Raw genomic sequence first — 20,680 nt, 5'->3', positions numbered from 1 at the left:
TAGCGGCTCGAGCCAAGCAAAGACCCATGCAGGTGACGACCTAGTGACCGCGCATTGAGTTGTTACCCCTGCGAGTTGTTACCCCTGCGCGTTTTGCAGGGCTGAAGCGAGATAACGCTCTCGTGCGCTTGACGCACGGGCACCCATCGAAGTTCAGACCCGACGGTCGTGAGATGTGACCAGAATAAATGCGCCCTCAAGCCCTCCTGGGGAACGAGCAGGCATTCCGCACCAACAAGGATCTATGCAAGTGACACAACAGCCTTCGTCAAACCTCACCTGCGGCATTTTCGATCACCTGGACGACGACGGCCGCGATACTGGTCGTCAATACGACGATCGCCTTATCTTGGCGGAGGCATACGATCGCCTCGGCTTCTATGCGTATCACGTGGCAGAGCATTGTACGCCCCATGGAAGAGGTCCTTCGCCGGGTCTTTTCCTGTCGAGTGTCGCGCAGCGTACGCGGCAGCTTCGTCTCGGCCCATTTGTAATGCTGCTCAACTTCTATCATCCGCTCCGCGCTTTTGAGGAGATCTGCATGCTTGATCAATTAAGCGGCGGCAGGCTCGAGCTGGGTCTCGGACGGGGGGGCCTTCCAGTCGAGTTAAGCTGTTTCGGGATTTGCGAGGACGCGGCGCCGAGCCGGTACGAGGAAGCCAATGACATTTTCTTAAAGGCCATGACGGGCGGAGCCTTGTCGTACCAAGGCCGACATTTCCAGTTGAACGAGGTTCCTCTGACATTAACGACTCATCAGCGTCCATCTCCCCCGATATGGGTGACAACCAATCGGCTCGACACGGCAATTTGGGCCGCCGGCAATGGCGCGAATCTCGCCTGCGTGGGTCCCTCCGTCGGTGTTCGCAAAATTTCCGATGCTTACCGCACACATCGAGAGCGCAGTCCCTGCGCCCCTGATCGCGGGCCATTTGTTGGATTGCTGCGTATGGTCGTGATCGGGCGATCCGAGACGGACGCTTATTCGCTGGCCAGATCCGCCTACGAGCAATGGCTGCGGAGCTTCAAATTCCTCTACGAGCTCAATGATATCCCGACGCCACCGGCCGTTCCGCTGACATTCGATGCGGCAATCGAGAGCGAATTGTGCGTCGTCGGAACACCAACGCCCGTCCGACGCCTTCTGCTCAATCAGCTGGAGGAGGCAGGCGCAAATTACCTGCTTTGCCAGCTCGCATTTGGGAATTTACCACTAGATGCATCCCTATACGCCGCAAGAATCATCCAATCCGAGGTGCTGGGCCATCCCTAAGTCGTCATTTGGCCCACCAAGGCACCGTTACTCGTTGCCGTTTTTCCTGATGACGGCCTTGACCACTGCATCCGCATCAGCATTGGCAATAGCTGCAGTTGCCGCGATCTCAGAATGCCCAAAGCGAAGTGGACAGCCAACCGCGCGTCGATGCCCACTCATTTCGTTATGCCACTGATGGAACGAGAAGGCGATGATAGCGGCTCAAGCCAAGCATTGACCTATTACAGCTGACGACCAACTGGCCGCGCATCGAGCGCTTACACCAGCGTCACGGAGGCGGAATGGAACAACGACCTCATCGCTCGACCCCACGGCACCTATCAAAGCTCAGACCGACGCTCGCGAAATGCGGCCAAAACAAATACGGCCCTTAAGTCCCGCCCTGAAAACGAGCAGGCCTTCCCCCTCAGCAAGGATATATTCTAATGACACGCCAGCCTTCGTCAAAACTCACCTGCGGCATTTTCGATCACCTTGACGACGACGGCCGCGATATTGGCCATCAATACGAAGATCGGCTCATGTTGGCGGAGGCATACGACCGCCTTGGATTCTATGCGTATCACGTGGCAGAGCACCATTGCACGCCCCATGGAAGAGGCCCTTCGCCCAGTCTTTTCCTGTCGAGTGTCGCGCAGCGTACGCGGCACCTCCGTCTCGGCCCATTGGTGATGCTGCTTAACCTCTATCATCCGCTCCGCGCTTTTGAAGAGATCTGCATGCTCGATCAATTGAGCGGCGGCAGGCTCGAGCTGGGTCTCGGACGGGGCGCCCTGCCGGTCGAGTTAGGCTACTTTGGAATTTGCGAGGATGCGGCGCCAAGCCGGTATGATGAAGCCAACAACATTCTCCTGAAGGCCATGAAGGGTGGAGTTCTGTCCTACCAAGGCCGACATTTCCAGTTGAATGAGGTTCCTCTGACATTAACGACTCACCAGCGTCCATCTCCCCCGATATGGGTGACTACCAATCGGCCCGAGACGGCCATCTGGGCCGCGGGCAATGGCGCAAACCTCGCCTGCGTTGGGCCCGCCGCCGCCGTCCGCCAAATTACCGATGCCTACCACACCCATCGAGAGCGCAGCCCCAGCGCCCCTGATCGTGGGCCATTCGTTGGATTGCTGCGCATGATCGTGATTGGGCGATCTGAGGCGGACGCTTATTCGCTCGCCAGATCCGCTTACGAGCAATGGCTGCGGAGCTTCAAATTCCTTTACGAGCGTAACGACATCCCGACGCCACAACCCCTTCCGCTGACATTCCATGCAGCAATCGAGAGCGAATTGTGCGTCGTCGGAACGCCGAGCTCCGTTCGAAACGTTCTGCTTCATCAGCTGGAGGAGGCAGGCGCAAATTACCTGCTTTGTCAGCTCGCATTTGGTAATTTGCCGCTAGATGCTTCCCTCTACACCGCGAGCACGATCCAATCCGAGTTGCTCGATCAATCCTGAGTCAGGATTTACGCCGTTTCAACAGCAGCTCGCCTTCAATGTTCGTTCGCGTATCGTCAATGCCCGGAACCAGCTACGACCTCGACCTTCGCCTACTCCACCAGGCGTTGGCCGCGTTGGAACAGCATCATGACGAATGCGTTCGTCCGCGTCTGCAACGCGCGCGTTCAGTCCAACTTCCTTCTCTTGCGCGCGCAATCTTTGAATTGCGCGTGTCCTCCGAGGCAGGAACGGCGTCGGCCGGCGCGATCGCCGTTTCCACATCCGGCAGATCGGCCTGGCGGCCAAGGCGCGCATGCAGCGCGATCCGGTCGAGCTCGCCTTCCCACCAGGACACGAACACAACAGCAACGCCATTGCCTATGATATTGGTGAGTGCACGCACCTCGCTCATAAACTTGTCGATCGAGAACACGATCGCCATCCCTGGCACCAGAGCCGGGTTGACCGCGGACACGGTCGCTGCCAGCGTGATGAAGCCAGCTCCAGTGACGCCGCTCGCCCCTTTTGAGGTCAGCATCGCCACGATCAAAATCGTGAGTTGCTGGTCGAAAGTGAGATCGAGCCCGAGGGCGCGCGCGATGAACAATGTCGCGAGCGTCATATAGATGTTGGTGCCGTCGAGATTGAAGGAATAGCCGGTCGGCACCACGAGGCCGACGACGGGCTTCGAGCAGCCCAGCCGCTCGAGCTTCTCCATCAACTGTGGCAGCGCACTCTCTGAGGACGATGTGCCGAGCACGATCAAGAGTTCGTCTTTGAGATAGGCGATGAACTTGAAGATGGAGAAGCCGACGAACCGCGCGATGAGCCCGAGAACGACGATCACGAATAGCGCGGCGGTCGCGTAGAACAGCGCGATCAATCCGATCAGATTGGCCAGCGCCGAGGGTCCGAATTTGCCGATTGTAAATGCCATGGCGGCGAACGCTCCGATCGGCGCGGCCTTCATAATGATGGCGATCACGCCGAACACGGCCTGCGCGGCGTCGTCGATCGTGCTGCGCAGCCTCTCGCCGCGCTCTCCAAGCGCCATCAGTGAAAAGCCGAGCAGAATCGCAAACAGCAGCACCTGCAGAACGTCACCGCGCGCGAGCGCGCCGACCACGCTGTCTGGAATGATGCCAAGAACAAAGTCGACGAACCTGGTCGCCTTTGCCTGCTCGACATAGTTGGCGACTGCGGCCGCATCGGGCTTGGCGGCAAGGCCGCGACCAATCTGGAACAGATTGCCCATGACGAGACCAATCACGAGCGCGAGGGTGGAGACGATCTCGAAATAGACCAGCGCCTTGATCCCCACCCTGCCGACCTTCTTCGCATCCTGGATATGAGCGATGCCGGAAACCACGGTGCAGAAGATGATCGGCGCGATCACCATCTTGATCAGCTTGATGAAGCCGTCGCCGAGCGCCCTCATCCAGTCAGAGGTCGCAAGCGACGGCCAGCCCCAGCCGACGATGATGCCGAATAGGATTGCCAACAACACCTGGACGTAGAGGACCTTATACCATGACCGAGACGCCCGCGCGGTCGGCGCAGCTGTAATGGTTGTCATAACGCTCCTCCCAGGTTTGGCGGCGGTCCCGCTTGCCGGGGTATCGGAACTGCTCCGACACCATCCCGCGAGCGAACCTCTGACCGAGGTATCGTGGGCCAGAGCATCTCGATGACGAGCGTGTCTCTCGCTCTTCATCAACAAGCGCCGATGACGGTCCCTTCCTACTCGTTCACTGCCGACTTCTGTCTTGGTCAAGCCAAGGTTCGGCTTCGAGTTGATTGCGCTTAAGCTCGTTTGGAGAGCTCAGCGATAAGCGCATCATCATTGTCCGGATCAAGGCGACTGCCTTTTGTCTCCCAAGCAGCATCGAGCGCCTGATACATATCCGCAATCAGGTCGCTCGCGTCCTCCAAGCCCGCGTGAACCCGAATCAACGGTCCAGCGAGAGCGAGCGATGGTTCCGCGCGATTCAATGGGTCGACGTGCATCACGAGACTTTCAAATCCGCCCCAGGACCAACCGATGCCAGAAAGCCGCAGCTTATTGAAGAAAGTCGAAAGCTGCGGCTGCGACATCGGTTTCAGCGCAAGGCCGAAGAGGCCGCTCGCCCCCGAAAAGTCTCGCTTCCAAAGCGCATGGCCAGGGTCGTTCGGACACGCCGGGTGCAAGATGTTGTCGACAGCTGGATGCGACTGAAGGCTTTGGGCCAGCTTCAGGCCATTGTCCCAATGACGCTTCATGCGGACGGCCAGGGTACGCAGTCCCCGCAGCGCCATATAGATGTCATCCGGCCCAGCGATCTCCCCGAAATCGTGGGCACTCGACCGCAGCGCCGGCCACGCCGATTCGTTGGCAGTGGCGATACCAAGCAGCGCGTCTGAATGGCCGACGATATATTTGGTCGCCGCTTGGATCGCGATGTCGATGCCGTGCACAAACGGCTTGAAATACAGAGGCGTTGCCCATGTGTTATCCATGATCACGACCGCATCGGAGCGATGGGCGATGGCAACAAGCGCAGGAATGTTTTGCACCTCGAACGTGAGGGACGAAGGTGATTCCAGATAGATCGCCCGGGTCTTCTGGGTGATTTTGGCTGCAAGCTCTGCAGGCTGGGTTGGAGAGAAGTACTGGACCATGATCTGAAGTCTTGAGAGAACCTCGTCTGCAAATGTCCTGAGAGGTGTATAGACGCCGTCGCTAATCAGAACGTGGTCGCCTGCGCGCAGAACGCCGAGAAGAGAATGCGTGCAGGCAGAGAGCCCCGACGGAAACAGGAGCGAGCGATAGCCGCCCTCCAGTTCGCAAACGGCAAGCTCGAGTGCGCGGGACAGAGGCGAGCCAAAGCGGCCGTAGTTCGCCGTCGGATCGCTTTTCTTCCGCGATTCGTATTCCTCCAGAGTATCCGAAACAATTGTGGAGCCCCGGTAGACGGGCATGTTGACCATCCCGGAATGTTCGGCGGGCGCACGGCCGAGACGAGAAAGCCGGGTCTCGATGTCCAGGTCCTTGCTGTCCTCCAGGTACTTCATTGCTTCCTTCTTTTGAGATTGTGTTCGGCCTGGCCGGAGGGAAGGGCACCAGGTGCGGTTCGGATGGGCCTAATCGATGCGCGTCGTTTTCGTAGGTCGCCTCCTTGTTCTAAATGAAATAGGTTCGCTCCTTCGCACCAGAACCACCTGCGTTGCGTGCGCCTCATCAAGATTGGTCGCACATCAGGACGGCGCAGTATCAAAGCACGCTCCCTTGTAAGATCCGCCGACAGGCCGGCATTCACCGCCTCCTATCAAATCGCGCCAAATCCTTTAAGCGCCATCGAAGCAAGAGGCGGGCCACAGCTGCTGGCTCTCGATCGCAACAGCTCATCGTGAATGTGCAGCGACGTGGCCGTCGCGCGCGCACTTTGTCTCGAACGAAACACATCGTGTTGAGAACCGGCCATTATCTGGCGACTATGTTTGAACTGGCTTTTCCCGATGATGTTGTGAACGAGGTCGACGAGCAGCGTGCGTGCCGCGTTTGATGCAGTGCGGCCTTGATCATTTAAACCTTCAGCCCAGTCACGGACCGTGACGTGATCCGTCATGAGGGACCACATAGTGGCTGTTTCCGGTTTCCGGGTCGTGACGATCAGAGGAAATGGAACGACATGATAGCGCTCGCTCGATTCTCTACGATCGTCGCTGCTTCAGTGCACGCGCCTGTCGTGATCGCTCTGGTTCGCGTGCAACGACGACGCCATCACGTCCATATTGGAGTTGACGCGCACGCCCTTGAATTTGATGCACGATGGACCACTACGTGTTGTGCCGGTTTGATTATGCTTGACGAGCGCGCAACCTGACGCGGCGTTAGATTCAGGCGCTTCTGGAAGTGAGAATGTTGCGCGACAGCTACAGCAATTCGCGACAGCACTGTTAAGACGCGCGTGGCGCAGGGGACATGTGAAGGAGCGTATTCGAAATGAAGAAGTTGTTGCTTGTGACTGCCAGCATCGTCGCGTTGATCGGGGCAGCACCCGCATTCGCCGCCGATCTCGCTCAGCAGCCCATCTACACCAAGGCACCGCCGCCGCCAGCACCGGTCGCGGCCGCAATCTATGACTGGAGCGGCTTCTATCTTGGTGCCAATGGCGGCTGGGGTTCGACCCATAGCTCCTGGGATTTTGGAGGCGTCACGCCCGAGGGCTCTCACGACGCGAGCGGCGGAACCGTTGGTGGCCAGCTCGGCTATCGCTGGCAGACGGGCCAGGTGGTTTTCGGTGTCGAAGGCCAAGGCAACTGGGCCGATTTCAGCGGCTCCAATGTCAGCGCCGCCTTCCCGGGCGACATCAATCAGACGAAGACCGGGTCGTTCGGCCTGCTTACAGGCCAGGTCGGCTACGCCATCAACAACGTATTGCTTTACGCCAAGGGCGGTGCCGCGGTGACCGGCAATAGCTATCAGATCAACACACTCGCCGGCGCGCCGCTGGCGAGCACCGACAATACCCGCTGGGGCGGCGTGGTCGGGGCGGGCATCGAACTCGGCTTCGCGCCGAATTGGTCGGTCGGCGTCGAGTACGACCATATTTTCCGGCACGACGCTAACGTGAACTTCAGCACCTCCGCAGGTGCGGTCGGTAGCGAGCGCATCGGGCAGGATTTCGACCTGCTGACCGCGCGGCTGAACTACAAGTTCTGGGGCCCGATCGTTCTCAAATACTGACTTCATCGCGCTAGAGCGACGGATCGAGTGCCCCGGCCCCAGGCCGGGGCTCTTTTTAATGTTCCTGGTGACCCACGAGGTGATCGCGAAGTTTGCCTTCCATCTGCCGCTGTACCGGCAGGCGTAGATCATGGCCGGCGAAGCCATCCATCTTGACCGTTGCGGCACTCGCCGGCTAGGTGAAGCGTGCCGCCTGGTCGCTAAAGAGCCTGCGGGCGTCGCCTCATCATCGTCGTTGATGGCGGCAGCGGCGATGCCGCTGAGGGACTCGAGCAATGGCTGCAGACTTATGTGGACCAGCATCCTGCCGCCTCCAGTCTCGCCGTGCGCGACGGCAGCGTCGCCGCAATCGTGGCCGGACCGGGGTAAATGAGCCCGTTCGACTGGATCTGCTCGCTATCGATGCCGATGCTTTCGACACGGCGACACTGCGTGTACACCGACTTGCGAAAGTCGATCGGCTGTGCCGCCAGCACCACCTTGAGGAAGAACGTAGTGCAATCACGGCACGCCCCGAAGCGCCGACAGCCCCCCTCGAAAGCGCCGCCAGCTCCATTTCCAGCTTGTCGCGGATGCGCACTCCACTCATCTCGATCGCGACCAACCCGCAGGCCTTGGTCGACGGGCCGCGATTTTACGGCCTCCTCTGTGCGACTCGCTTGCTGTCCCATTGGCATCAGACCGCGCTGACGGCATGTCGCATCTGCGACAGCAACAGCCGGCTTCAATTTGCGAGAGCTCAAGGTGATTTGTGAACGCGTGCACGTTCCGTCAGGCGAACTCGAATTGCACCCTGCCACCCACCTTTGGCCGGCGCGACAGAACGACGCGCTTCTCCGAGAGGCTGAACCGGAGACAGGGCCCTGCGCGGGAGCGTGAACTCTGCATTCCAAGCGCGTGAGGTTGTTGCGGGATCGACTTCGGCAGTTGCCGCCATTTGGAAAAACACAAAGTGCCAGATCGAGCAGCTCGCTGCACCTTCCGATAAGGCGCTCTCTGCGGGCCGCCTGCGGTCTGTATTTCAGCTCATTCTTTGTGTGACGACTGTCACGACATAACGGCCGCTGTCGTTTGTGTAATCGTCGGCGCGACTTCTGAGCAAGTCACCCATCTGGTCTGATGCGACAGCGAATTCTCCATAGTTGGGATCGAACAGAGTGGTCATTCCATTGGAAGTGGACGTTGCGACCAGGTGTCCGGGCCATCCTTCGGGGAAGCGCAAGCTGAGCAAATAGACAGATGGGTTTTCGGTGACTTCATTCACGATCCCGGCGATCTCCGACGCCCTGCTAAAATCATATCTTATCCGTCGTTCGGAGGGGTGCAAGCCCGCCTCCTGCAACATTATGTCTTTTGGTTGAAGACCCTCCGCCTCATCACTTTGCAATCGATCCTTGAGTTCTTCATACCGCTGCTGCCGCATGGCCGCTGAGGCGTAAGTTTGCGAGCCAGGCCGCAGCGCGCTCATTCGTGATGGCGGACTGCTCGGAAGATTGAGGAGCCACTCTGCCGCCAGACCAGCGCACATGCCGTCTACGTTCGCACCACGCAATGCAGCAGTTCGGTATTCAAAAAGGGGAATGACCGGTCTTTCCGAAGGGGATGGGCTGGAGCCGGGCGACGAAGAGGGTGGGGTCGAGCTGAAGGAGCTTGGGGTAGGAATATGCGCATCAGAGGTATGTGGTTTGCTGCAGCAGAGCCCCATTTTGTCGCACGCACCGCCAGGTGACAGATTGCCCTGAAGTGCTAGGTCAGCAAGTCTTCCCGCAAAGTTGCCATCGTCCATCGACTGGCTCGATTCGTCGGCTTGATGAGCACCTGTGGATGAGGCGCTGATTTGGATATGCATGGATATTTCGCCTATCGCTTGGGTCGTAGTTTTCGCACCGTGTTCGCCTCCATAGTCAGTCAAGCTGACGACAAGCTGACGCTCGTGCGCAGCTGAAGCGGATGAGGAAAGGATCGTCAATCTGACGGCACCTGGAAGTCTGGAGCGGGCAGCAATATTCTCAGGCGTATGCGGGGAGCGAAGTGGACCACGTAGTCCGACATATCCGTCTAGTTAGATTTATTCTCGCCGAAGAATGGGGACATGCGCTGCTCCAAATTGCTCTTACGCGTGTGTGTTGTGGAGTCAGTAGTGGCTTCCGCCGACGCAGGCAGATATCAACGAGCCGCAAGTATATGAAGGTTCATGCGAACGCGCCGCATCGCTCGGCGACGATCGCCTTGACGCGCTCCTCTATGGACTTGGCGCCTTCGCCGTCCCGCGCCATTTCCGGCAGCGAGATGGCGCCCGCGGCTTTGCGCGGCGCCGCCGTGATGCTTGCCATCGCCTCTTCCGCTCGCGCGATGGAAAGCTCGATCGTGCGGGCGAGCGTCAGAAAAACACGCGGTGTGAGCCGTTCGTCCTTCCCGCTCAGCTTTAGCGCCATGCGATTGCTGGCGAGGCCGGGAAAGACCCGCGTGGTAGCGGCATCATAGAGCGGCGCGAACCGGACGCTTTCAAATTGCCGCGCGCCGGGCGCGGCGACCCTCAGCAGCGCCAGGTTTTTGAGGTGCATGTTCCCGTCGGCTATCAACCACGCGAACAGTGCGCGCCGGAATAGAATATCGAGATCGTCGGCGGGATCGGTGGACAGCGGTCGAAGCCCGCGCGCCACGCTCTCGATGGTGCCGTCGTACTTGGCCGACGCGGGCAGGTCGAGCACCGAGCAAAAGTCCTCGAGCGCAAGGCGGCGCTTGTCAGCCTTATCTCGCCTGATGTCGAACCGCTCGACGACCAGCGCGGGCGCCATGCCGTCGGGCATGCCGACGAGCGCCGCGTCGGGAACGACGAACCCCGCTGCGCGACCGAGCTCCAGGCATATCCATTCGACGATTGGCAGCGCCTCGAAGCCGGCCGTCCCCGCGGGCTTGAGGATGTGAGTGAACGGCGCGTCGATCGCCGCGAGCAGCGCGCCGTCGGACATCAGGCACATCGGCGCCTTGATTTGCACGCCGGACAGACGAGGCGTTTCCGCGCGCTCAAATAGTTGCGCAAGATTCTCCTCGAAGCTCTGCTCCAGCTCACCCCTCGACGGGCCGACATAGTGTCCTATGAATTGCCCGCGCTTGGCAAACTTCGCGAGCGGCGCCTGCAGGACGTCGAGCGGCAGGGCGTCGAGCTCCTTCTTGGTGGCAACGACCGCGATGTTCGACATGAACCGCTTGCCGCGCCGAATGGCGTCGCGATCATCGCGCTCGTGAAGAACCTGGGCGAGCCAGCTTTCCGGCAAGAGCGACTCCACAAAGGCTGGCAGCTTGCCGGGCGCCGTCTGGCGGACGAGCGGCGGCGCCGTATTTGTCGCGGCCTTCCAGCGCCATTCGAAGCCGTCATGCGTCAGGCGGCCGAGGGGCTCGCCATGCCAGGCCACGATCCGCTCAAGCGCCGCCTTGTTCGCAACGGCCTTTCCGACCGTCGGGCATGTCGTCAGGTAGCGCTCGGCGCCCTCGCCCTCGCGATACCATCCGTTCTCGCGAGCCAAAGCCCAGAGCGCGTCCGCCGCTCGTGGTGATCCAAACTCCTCGACCAGCCGCGTGGCCATGTCCGCGAAGCTCGTCGGTGATGGCGCTGGCGTGCTCGCTTCGGAGGCGGAAAGCTTCCAGGAACCGCTGGCGCGGCGACGACACCTCGATCCTGATCTCGCCCTGATCGTCGCCTATGATCGCAGGCGCTGTCAACGGATGTGCCGGCGCCTCGTTCTGGACGATTTCGAGAGTGCGAATTCGGGTGCGCTGATTGCGACGTCCGCTGAGGAAAAGCCGACCGTCAGAGGTTTGCCGCAGGAGTGCCGCCGAGGCGGACGAGAGATAAGCGGCCGGGTAGAGATAATGTGCGGTGCGCACGGCGTGGGCCAAGACCGCCGTGTCGACATCGGCATTGGCTTGGGCATAGACCCCGCGGACGAGCTGAATTAGCTCGCCTGCCGATGCCTGGACATGGGCCCGTCGCCTGTCAATGGTCTCACCGACCAGGAGGATCACGGACTTCCCCGCATTTCAGATGCGCGAAAGTCAGAGACCACCCGAACCGGTCGGTTCAGGCGACCAGCCGTGTTCAATAGGCCTCAAGCCGCGCCAGTCGATCCTGCAGACTCGTCCCGCGCCAGCGCGATCAGCGGCAGCATCTGCCGCGTGATCGCCGCACTCTGTTCAGTGATCAGGTTGGCCGGGACCGTCACTTCCTGATGACTGCCCAGGCTCGCCGCCAGATCGGCCAGCACGGGCCTTGCGAACAGGGTGCGCACCTCCACTCCCAGCGACAGCTGCCGCAGACGCGCCATCAGCTGCACCGCCAACAGCGAGTGGCCGCCGAGCTCGAAGAAGTGGTCGTGGCGTCCGACCCGCTCGACGCCGAGCAGTTCGGCCCAGATCTGCGCGAGCGCGGTCTCGATCTCGCCCTGCGGCGCTGAGTAGCTGGCCCTCGCAAAGGCCTCATCGTCCGGAGCTGGCAGCGCGTTGCGGTCCAGCTTGCCGTTCGGCGTCAGCGGCAGCGCCGCGACCCGCACGAGCGCCGACGGCACCATATGGTGCGGCAGCCGCGCACTGAGGTGCCTGCGCAGCGTGGCGGCCAGATCGGCCTCGGCCCCGTGCCCCGCCGGAACGACATAGCCAACCAGTCGCGGCTCGCCACGACCATCCTGTTGCGCCACCACCACCGCCTCGCGCGCCAGCGGGTGCTCGGCAAGCCGCGCCGCGATCTCGCCCAGCTCGATCCGGAAGCCGCGGATCTTGACCTGATCGTCGTTGCGGCCCAGGAAGTCCAGATTGCCGTCGGGCAAGTAACGGCCGAGATCGCCGGTCTTGTACAGCCGGTCGCCGGTCTCGCCGCTGAACGGATCGGCCACGAACCGCTCCGCGGTCAGCTCGGGCCGGTTCAGATAGCCGCGGGCAACGCCGGCGCCGCCGATATGGATCTCCCCCACCGCCCCGAACGGAACGGGCGCGCCATCAGCGTCCAGCAGGTAGATCCGCGTATTGGCGATCGGCCGGCCGATCGGCAGCCGACCGGCTGTTTCGTCGATCGCGGTGATCTCGCAGACCGTCGCAAAGGTCGATGTCTCGGTTGCGCCATAGCAGTGCAACAGACGTCGCGGCCTACACCGGCGCAACACCCGCGCGACCACCGCCACATCGACTGCGCCGCCACCAACCAATAGCAATTGCAAACTCGCCAGCACCGGTGCCAAATGATCGGCGCTCCGGTTGAAGAGTCCGGCTGTCAAATGCAGCACGGTGACGCTGTTCTGCTGAATCAGCTCGCACAGGATGTCCGGCTGCAGAACGGCAGTGTATGGAACGACGATCAGGCGCCCGCCGTGGAGCAGTGGCGCCCAGACTTCCAGCGTACTGATACTAAAGGCGGGATTGCCCACCCAAGCTACCCGATCACTCCAGCTAAACTCCGCATATCCATTGTTGATGACAAGCCGGTTGACGGCATGATGAGGAACAGCAACCGCCTTGGGAACGCCAGTCGACCCCGACGTGTACATCACGTAAGCGGTGGCTTCGGCGGCCAATATCAAGCCTGGATCGGCATCACATCCCTCTCCAGCGATGATTGGCTCAATGGCGTGAACAGGAATGGCAGCCTCGACCTCGTCGTTACTGTCAGTTGCCGTGAGCACCAGACGCACAGCACAATCGATCATCATCCAGCTCTGTCGCGCGGATGGAAGCCCCCGATCGATCGGTACGTAGACCGCGCCTGCCTTCAGAATGGCCAGCTGCGCTACGACAAGAGCGATGGAGCGATCCAACATCGTCGCGACGCGATCCCCCGGCTTGAGCCCAAGCCCAATGAGATGATGCGCCAGCCGGTTCGCCCGGCTGTTGAGCTCGCCATAACTTAAGTCTGTCTCCGCATCGACCACCGCTACCGCATGCGGCGCTTTTCGGACCTCGGTCTCGAACAGTTCATGGATGCACTTATGCGACGGATAGGGCTCAGCCGTTCGGTTCAGTTCCTCCAAAAGGTAGGTGCGCTCGTCACCTGACACCAGCGCAAGCCGTCCCAGCGGCTGCCCTGTATCGGCCATCACGGCGTGCAAGAGATTGTTCAGATGCGTCGTCATCCGCTCGATTTGCGTGGATGGCAGCCGACTTGCATCAAAGTGCCATCGAAAGCTTCCATCGAGCACGCGGATTTCCAACGTCAGCAAATCACCACATGGAGCCGCGTCCGAACTGGCGCGCGAAGCCAGATCTCCGGCAGCGGGAGAGCCGATGTCACTGATGGTGATGCCAATCGGCCAGGGTCGGCAGGACCGTAGCGTCCCAATCTCCCGCAAGGCCGGGCAGCGCGCGATCAGGTCCAGGGCAAAACTATCGTGCGCTCTCAGGACGGCGCATTCGGCCGCTACGACCCTGTGCACTTGCGCAAAGTCATGAGCAAGATCAATGGCCACCTCCATTGGCACGACGGAGGCGACCAACGCCTCACCCGCCTTCAGGCCCGCTTGCGGCCGCTTGGGTGCGGGCTCCCAGCCGAGTTGAAGCTCAGATTCACCTGTGATGCGGGCAAGATAGATCAGGAAAGCCGCTAGTACGCACTCCGTGCGATCGATCGGCAGCAATTCGACCAAAGCATCAGGAGACAGCCAAGCGCTCGACTGCCGTCGGGGCGATGCCTCTTGTGACGACGACACAAAGGGAAGCTGCAATGACTTGAACCGCTCAAGTCGCTGTCGCCAAAAGCTCTCCCGAGGTGCCAATATTTCATCGGCAACAGTCATACGGACGCACCTCGTCGTCGCTTAGAAATAGCATTGCGAAAACTCTGGCTAGCGCACCTTCAGGCCGACAACGTAGCCCTCCTCGCGTTTGGCTTTAATCGAAAGACTGAACGGCAACGCCGGGTCGTCGAGGATTGATCCTGCGGAGAACGGCGCTTCGAACAATTCCCCGTAGTTGAAGTTCGCCGTCGTTTTGGCCGGCACGATTCTCACCGGGCTCTGTCCAGTCGGGATGACGGCATCAACGCTATAGACAAGGACACCGTCGCCGGTGGTTTTGCCATCGTGGCCTCGAATCGGCTGTGCAAGCTCGATCGCGTACACTTTCGATGGATTCAACGCACCGTCGTCTGGTACCACAATCATCGAGGTTCCTGTGCTTCCTGGCAATGGTGTGAGGACAGTCTCACACTCACCGTGCGCCAGGTACGCCTTGCGCTCGTCTGCAAGCCAGCCAAGTTTGTGGCGATGCCAGCCGATCAGCGAAGTCCCCCGAAAGATATCGCCCATGATGTCCCAGGAGACGGCCGTAAATCGCGGTGGCTCGAAGTTATAGAGATCAGGCAACCCGAGGGTGTGGCACACCTCATGACACAGGTTCATGTGGTTGTTGGTATAGCTGTCCTTGCCGAAGGTCACGCCCCAACGAACCGGCCCGGTTGGAGTCACCGGTGCAGTGATCGGCGTGGCGATAAATGTTGGTGAAATAGCAATCCCGTCGGTCTTCGCGCCAACGACAAGCAACAGGGGGGGGGTTCGGACATCGAGTTCTGGGAACAGTGCTGCAGCGTCTGATATATAGTCTTTGTGCTGCTGGAACGTGAAACGTTTGTTGGCGCCGGTGTAGCTGGTTGAGGGCTTAGGCATGCGCCGCCAGCCAGGAATTCTGGCAATCTCGAAGGTGAGGCGCCCGTACGATTGGTCCCTAAACCATTTCTCGGCCTTACCGTGTCCGGTGAGATGATCGGCTATCCCTTCCGTGCTGCTAACATCGCCGGGTGCGTCAGCGAAGTCCACAAACACCATCATCGCTCTCAGCGCCCCAATAGCTGGGAGGCTTCGAGGGTCCGTCTCTCCTTCGCTCAAATAGATATTCCACTTGCGGTCAAGAACCGGAATTCGGTCCGGGCCCGCGAATCGCGCCGGGCTTCTGGACATCACCGGAAGCCACGCTGAAACTCCAAGGGCTAACACATTACGACGCGTGATCTCTGACATGCTTGTCTCGAAGTCGCCTCCAGTCCGGGCCTGACATCGCCCAGACTTCATTTTGAACCTGTCGAAGGGCAGAGCGTCATCTTGAGCGCGCTGTTCTGTGCAGCGCGGTCGGGAGATTTGTCCGATCTCTCGCGATGAAGCTGCAACAAGCCTGAGTGCTTGTGCGAGGAGGGATTATAGAAGTGAACCGAGCTCACGCTCCTCCCAATTATGGTAGGGAGCCGCGATCCGGCTTCCGATATTCATCCATTGGGACCGATGAATCGCTCGTAACCGAAGCCGCCGCAGCGGGTGGAGAATGACGCGGCTCTGAGAGCGTCTCGCCATTCTTCGAACCGACCCGCCGAAGGACTTCGCCCAGGCGAGCGGAAGCGAGATGAGAGGTAAAGACCGGAGGGCGATCATGAATACAGCATTGACAGGTCATGTGCGCGCGGGGACATCTGATGTCCTGCTGAACGGTCTGGATGCAAGCGAGGTCAAGCCAGTACAAGATGGCAGCAATGACCTTGCTTCGAGCGGTTGCGAAGGGAAGATCGCGGCCACTCTTATAGAGATCGTCTCTGCGGTCCGATTGATCCATGACATCGTCATGCGCTTGAGCTTTAGCGCATCCGGCTCCTCTACATATAGAGAGACCTAGGCGGAGGGCGAAGCTGAGTGGAACGACTATTGCAGTGGGAGCTATGTCGAGAAGATGCTCGCAGCCCGCCTTGAATCCGCCCCAGCATCTTGGAAGCGTCCTTCTGCGCAGCTTGTCGCCACGGATTGGCCATCGCCCTACGTCTTCACCCCGCCTCAATGTCCAGCGTCAGCATCAATGCGAGAAGCTGCAAGCCTTACGGAGGGAGAATGACTGGCCCATCTTTCAAGGAATTGGGGGCAGGCAGAACGCAAAGCACCGAGAGGTTCATAGATCGGCCAACATCTGCAATAAGAGAGTACCGGTCGAGGCAAGAGCCTCGGGCTTACATGCAAATTGAAATGTGGAGACGTGGGGTTGCGAACAGATTTTTCGCGTATCAATCAGGATAAAGCTGTCTTCGATGACATTTATGCTTTGGATGATCCAAGAGCGTATTTCTCCGTTCTGGGAGGCTTGGATTATATGATCCCGGATGTGGCTGAGCCGGTCGTCCGTCAGATTCTGGCAGCGAAAGCATCGGCAACCAGCGTTAAGCCGATGGTGCTTGATGTCGGCTGTTCATACGGCATCAACGCGGCGGTGCATCGGTTTCCACTGACCTTCGGCGGCTTGCGTCACCGCTATGCCCGGCGCGAGATGAGGGCGATTAGTTCCGAGACACTGGTGGATCTCGATCGCAAGTTTTATTCGGCTTGGCCTGATGTTGGTCTAGCGCGGTTTATCGGTCTCGATGTATCGGCACCGGCAATCCGCTATGCAACGGCCGTTGGCCTCCTTGAGCAAGGTATTGTCGCCGACCTTGAAAAGGAAGCGCTCTCGACAGAAAGCGCGCGTATCCTCCGCTCGGTCGATGTCGTCATGTCGACGGGCTGCATCGGCTACGTGACCGAGAAGACGTTCAGCAAAATTCTGGACGCGACAGGGAAGCGTCCATGGATCATCTCTTTCGTGCTGCGGATGTTCCCGTATGATGCCTTGGCTGCGACGTTCGCAAAACGTGGTCTTGTGACGGAACGCCTTACTGGCGCGACATTTATTCAACGTCGATTTCGCGATGCTGAAGAATTTGAAAGGAGTTTGGCCACGCTGGCGGCTCTTGGCATCGATGCGACCGGACTGGAATCGGAAGGTCTGTTCCACGCCGATCTGGTCTTGTCCCGCCCTGAATCGGATGCACGCGCCGCTCCCCTGGACGACATTGTCACCGTCGCCAGCGGTCGAGGTCGGCCAATCGGGCCGCGTTACGTTCACGTTGGAGGCCACGAGGGTTTGCAGGTCGCACTTGAGCCTTGACGTTCGTCTTTGCGAGGATAGCCGCGCGTGCGTCCCCCGCAGGCACACCGAAGTGGATCATGCTCCCTCCTTTCGAGTTTGGAGCATGATGAGGCCTGACTGCGCGGCTGCGACAAGCGTTTCCGCCATGCACGGCGGTAGCGGGTCCGGAGGGTAGGCGTGCATCGAGCAGCGTGAGGAGACTGGCCCTCATCCTGTCCAGGCCTCACTGTAATCCCCGGGCCGATTTTGCGATTGAGGCGTATGGCGAGACCCAACACGCCTTCATTCGCCTGTCCCGTGCAAGGGCGCTCTCGCTCTGCATATCCATGAGCTCGGGGTAGCGGCGAGTGCGGACCGCTCGCGCATTGGGCAGGTACTTTGTTGGGCACGGACCCTTCTGGCAGCGCGACGGGACCTATTCTCACGAGCGGCTCTCAAGGGGCTTGAATCGCACGTAACGTGAGTTTGTATCATCATACGGGTAAGGCGGCGGACCACGTCCGACCGTCGGTCACTTCCTGGCGTATGATGAGAATAGTGAACCTCACAGACTCTCGAACCTGCATCGCGGCACTCTGTTCTGATGCCCGTGCACTTCCCACACGGCCAAGGGGTCACCACGCGCGGACCGCCGGTCCGACGACCGCTCGGGCGAATCGGGCATTTGAGATCGGAGCGCGGCATTCTCGCATCACGGCGGCGCTTGAACGCAAGCTCGCCCGTCGCACGATGTCCGATGTGAGGACGTGACATCGGAAGCACGCCAACTGCTCGTGCGGTTAATGACGTCGGCGTCTCTTACGCGCGGGTGTCGTTTCCGACAGCATGAACAAGGTCATAGATCACACCGACAGAGGATAAAAGTGAACCACAAGCAGCGAACCAACGGGTCGTCGCGCCCCACAGCGCGTCGCTATACAATCGCTCTCTTTGGCGTTGCGATGACGACAGCTCTGTGCTGTGCAAGTGCAGGTGCGCGAGATCGGCCTGTCTCAGCGGAGGCGCGACAGGCGTGCACACCGGATGCGTTTCGCCTCTGCGGCGCCCACATACCTGATGAGGACGCCGTCGCGGCCTGTCTCAAAGCAAATATCCACCGCTTGAGCGCGCCATGTCGCCAAATCATCTCAGTTCGGGATGCTGCCACAGGAAATGGCGGCCCGAGATGAGGTATGCGCGACAGCTGGTTTCGCTTGATCGTATTCGTGCCGCGACATGTGTGCGTGCCGCCGCCTTAGACCAATCCGATCAACAATTGTGACACGTGACGCGGGGCTGACAGGACGATCGTCGCCCCAAGCCCAGCATCTGTCGCCGGGCACACCAAGCAGCGGAAGGTACGGACATGCACGAACTGCCTTTTGACACGGTACTGATCGCCAATAGGGGGGAGATTGCCGTTCGTATCATCAAGACCCTTCGCAAGCTGGGGCTTCGTTCTGCGATCGTCTACCACGACGTTGATGCCCGCACGCTTGCGGTCTCTATGGCCGATGTAGCCATCGCGATCGACGGACGCACGCCGATTGCTGCCTATCTCGACATCCCGCAGATGATCGCCGCCGCCCGAAAAGCGAACGCTGGTGCACTGCATCCAGGTTATGGATTTCTGTCGGAGAACGCGGAGTTCGCCAGGGCCGTTACGAGCGCCGGCATCACGTTCATCGGACCTGCTCCCGAAAGCATCGAACTGATGGGCGACAAAATCCGGGCTCGGAACTTCGTACAGCGGCACAGGTTTCCAGTCGCTCCTTGCGCCATCGAGGAAGATGATCCAACGACCTTCGTGCGCAGAGCCCGAACCTTGGGCCCCCCTTTGGTCGTAAAACCTTCCGCGGCCGGTGGCGGCAAGGGCATGCAGATTGTGCGCGACATCGGCCTCCTGGAGGACGCAATTGCCCAGGCGCGCAGCGAGGCGCAGCGCTACTTCGGAGATGGGCGGCTTTATGTCGAACGATATATCGAACGCCCTCGCCATATCGAAGTCCAGGTGCTCGGCGACGCCTTCGGAAACATTATTCACCTGTTCGAGCGGGAGTGCTCGATCCAGCGTCGGTTTCAGAAGGTCATCGAAGAGGCGCCCGCGGCGGGGCTGTCGTCGGAGTTGCGTCAACGGATCTGCGATGCCGCCGTCGGCATCGCCCGGGCAGCCAACTATCGCAGTGCAGGCACTGTCGAATTCATCCTCGACGGAGGAGAGTTCCATTTTCTGGAAATGAATACGCGTTTGCAAGTTGAGCATCCCGTGACCGAGATGATCACCGGCGTCGATCTTGTTGCCGAACAGATCCACATCGCCGCGCGCCGCCCACTGAGATTAGCGCAGTCCGACCTTGTGCCGAGCGGACATGCGATCGAAGCCAGGTTGTGTGCCGAAGCGCCGGAGCGCGGATATGCGCCAACAACGGGCAAGGTCCTTGTGCTCGAATATCCCAGCGGCGACGGTATGCGTATCGACAGTGGCCTTTCGCAAGGTCAGAAGATCACGACAGCATTCGACCCCTTGCTCGCCAAGATCATTGTGCATTCGCCCTCGCGTACCGAGACTGCGCAAAAGGCGCATCGCGCGATGCGGGACTTGGTGCTTCTCGGTTGCGCAACCAACGCAAGCTTCCTTGCCCGGATCCTCGCGGACGACGGATTTCTGCATGGACACATCCACACGGGTTATCTTGAGGAACATCCGCATATCGCCGCCGGCGACCCCCAGGCCGACTTGTCGGCCTTCCTGGCAGCAGGCGCCCTCCTGACCGGACCGGTCCGCGAATCGGCAGATGCCGTGTCCGACCTTCACGCGGCGCTGGGCAGTTGGAGAAACTAACGTGAATCACTCCTTTGAGGTCGATGGCGTCGACTACCAGCTATGGCTGTCGCGATGCCGACAGGACTACCGTCTCTGCTTGCATGACAGGGTGATTGCCCCGGTCGCGTTCTCCCATCGCGGTGACGGCTGCGGTGTTGTTATTATTGCGGGTGAAAGCCAGCCCGTCAGGTTCGCCATTGATGGCGAAACCATTCACGTGCACATGAGTGGCGAAACGCGCAGTTTGCATTACCGCGACCCATTGCGAACGCTTGCGACGTCGAAGCAGGAGACAAGCCAAGCCGTCGCTCGCGCGCCAATGCCGGGCGTCGTCATTGTCACCCGGGTTTCGCCTGGTCAGACTGTTTGCGCCGGGACGGCCCTGATGACGATCGAGAGCATGAAGTTGGAGACCGTCATACGCTCTCCACAAGATGGCATTGTCGAGCGTATTCACGTCAAGGAGGGCGAGAGCTTTGAGGAGGATGCTGTACTGGTTACGCTCCTGAAGGAGAGGACCTGAA

Annotated in this window: 15 protein-coding genes; 8 read left to right on the top strand and 7 right to left on the bottom strand. The window is 60.0% G+C overall.

What is annotated here, in order from left to right:
- Positions 1-250 precede the first annotated feature (250 nt).
- Together ACYCVF_RS31255 and ACYCVF_RS31250 are read left to right on the top strand one after the other, a co-directional pair.
- On the top strand, positions 251-1,273 hold the full coding sequence (locus tag ACYCVF_RS31255; protein WP_459606938.1) for an LLM class flavin-dependent oxidoreductase: 1,023 nt from the start codon (positions 251-253) through the stop codon (positions 1,271-1,273).
- A 428-nt stretch (positions 1,274-1,701) separates the two neighbouring features.
- The gene (locus ACYCVF_RS31250; protein WP_459606936.1) at positions 1,702-2,727 is read left to right on the top strand and encodes an LLM class flavin-dependent oxidoreductase; all 1,026 of its coding nucleotides are present in this window, start codon (positions 1,702-1,704) and stop codon (positions 2,725-2,727) included.
- 127 nt (positions 2,728-2,854) lie between these two features.
- Here ACYCVF_RS31250 and dctA read toward each other — a convergent pair whose 3' ends face one another.
- From dctA to ACYCVF_RS31235, 3 genes are all read right to left on the bottom strand, one after another.
- A complete protein-coding gene (gene dctA / locus ACYCVF_RS31245) occupies positions 2,855-4,285 on the bottom strand; it encodes a C4-dicarboxylate transporter DctA (protein WP_459606934.1) in 1,431 nt (476 codons plus the stop codon).
- Between the two features lie 227 nt (positions 4,286-4,512).
- Positions 4,513-5,760 (bottom strand): cystathionine beta-lyase, encoded by a 1,248-nt coding sequence (gene metC, locus ACYCVF_RS31240; RefSeq protein WP_459606932.1) that lies wholly within the window; start codon positions 5,758-5,760, stop codon positions 4,513-4,515.
- Positions 5,761-6,014: 254 nt separating this feature from the next.
- The gene (locus tag ACYCVF_RS31235; protein WP_459606930.1) at positions 6,015-6,314 is read right to left on the bottom strand and encodes a hypothetical protein; all 300 of its coding nucleotides are present in this window, start codon (positions 6,312-6,314) and stop codon (positions 6,015-6,017) included.
- Positions 6,315-6,691: 377 nt separating this feature from the next.
- Here ACYCVF_RS31235 and ACYCVF_RS31230 point away from each other — a divergent pair, with 377 nt between their 5' ends.
- Positions 6,692-7,435, top strand: a complete 744-nt coding sequence (locus ACYCVF_RS31230; protein WP_459606928.1) for an outer membrane protein — start codon at positions 6,692-6,694, stop codon at positions 7,433-7,435.
- 1,021 nt (positions 7,436-8,456) lie between these two features.
- Here ACYCVF_RS31230 and ACYCVF_RS31225 read toward each other — a convergent pair.
- Complete coding sequence (locus ACYCVF_RS31225) at positions 8,457-9,284, bottom strand: YopT-type cysteine protease domain-containing protein (protein WP_459606926.1); 828 nt, start codon at positions 9,282-9,284, stop codon at positions 8,457-8,459.
- 343 nt (positions 9,285-9,627) lie between these two features.
- Positions 9,628-11,022 (bottom strand): HipA domain-containing protein, encoded by a 1,395-nt coding sequence (locus tag ACYCVF_RS31220; protein ID WP_459606924.1) that lies wholly within the window; start codon positions 11,020-11,022, stop codon positions 9,628-9,630.
- On the opposite strand from ACYCVF_RS31220, the gene ACYCVF_RS31215 reads away from it, so the two are divergent.
- Positions 11,021-11,395 carry a hypothetical protein gene (locus tag ACYCVF_RS31215; RefSeq protein WP_459606922.1) on the top strand — a complete coding sequence of 125 codons (375 nt, stop codon included), beginning with the start codon at positions 11,021-11,023 and terminating at the stop codon, positions 11,393-11,395. The genes ACYCVF_RS31220 and ACYCVF_RS31215 overlap by 2 nt on opposite strands.
- A gap of 149 nt (positions 11,396-11,544) precedes the next feature.
- On the opposite strand, the gene ACYCVF_RS31210 is transcribed toward ACYCVF_RS31215, so the two are convergent.
- Together ACYCVF_RS31210 and ACYCVF_RS31205 are read right to left on the bottom strand one after the other, a co-directional pair.
- Positions 11,545-14,214 carry a non-ribosomal peptide synthetase gene (locus tag ACYCVF_RS31210; RefSeq protein WP_459606920.1) on the bottom strand — a complete coding sequence of 890 codons (2,670 nt, stop codon included), beginning with the start codon at positions 14,212-14,214 and terminating at the stop codon, positions 11,545-11,547.
- 48 nt (positions 14,215-14,262) lie between these two features.
- Positions 14,263-15,432 (bottom strand): metallopeptidase domain-containing protein, encoded by a 1,170-nt coding sequence (locus ACYCVF_RS31205; protein WP_459606919.1) that lies wholly within the window; start codon positions 15,430-15,432, stop codon positions 14,263-14,265.
- Positions 15,433-15,835: 403 nt separating this feature from the next.
- Between ACYCVF_RS31205 and ACYCVF_RS31200 the strand changes: the two genes are divergently transcribed.
- From ACYCVF_RS31200 to ACYCVF_RS31185, 4 genes are all read left to right on the top strand, one after another.
- Positions 15,836-16,075 carry a hypothetical protein gene (locus ACYCVF_RS31200; protein ID WP_459606918.1) on the top strand — a complete coding sequence of 80 codons (240 nt, stop codon included), beginning with the start codon at positions 15,836-15,838 and terminating at the stop codon, positions 16,073-16,075.
- Between the two features lie 357 nt (positions 16,076-16,432).
- On the top strand, positions 16,433-17,371 hold the full coding sequence (locus ACYCVF_RS31195; protein WP_459606917.1) for a class I SAM-dependent methyltransferase: 939 nt from the start codon (positions 16,433-16,435) through the stop codon (positions 17,369-17,371).
- Between the two features lie 1,327 nt (positions 17,372-18,698).
- Positions 18,699-20,174, top strand: coding sequence for an acetyl-CoA carboxylase biotin carboxylase subunit (locus tag ACYCVF_RS31190; protein WP_459606916.1), 1,476 nt, complete (start codon positions 18,699-18,701; stop codon positions 20,172-20,174).
- Position 20,175: 1 nt separating this feature from the next.
- Positions 20,176-20,679, top strand: a complete 504-nt coding sequence (locus ACYCVF_RS31185) for an acyl-CoA carboxylase biotin carboxyl carrier protein subunit (RefSeq protein ID WP_459606915.1) — start codon at positions 20,176-20,178, stop codon at positions 20,677-20,679.
- Position 20,680: the final 1 nt, after the last annotated feature.

The organism is Bradyrhizobium cedriense (assembly GCF_054602315.1).
This window is presented reverse-complemented; position numbering and strand designations above follow the sequence as displayed.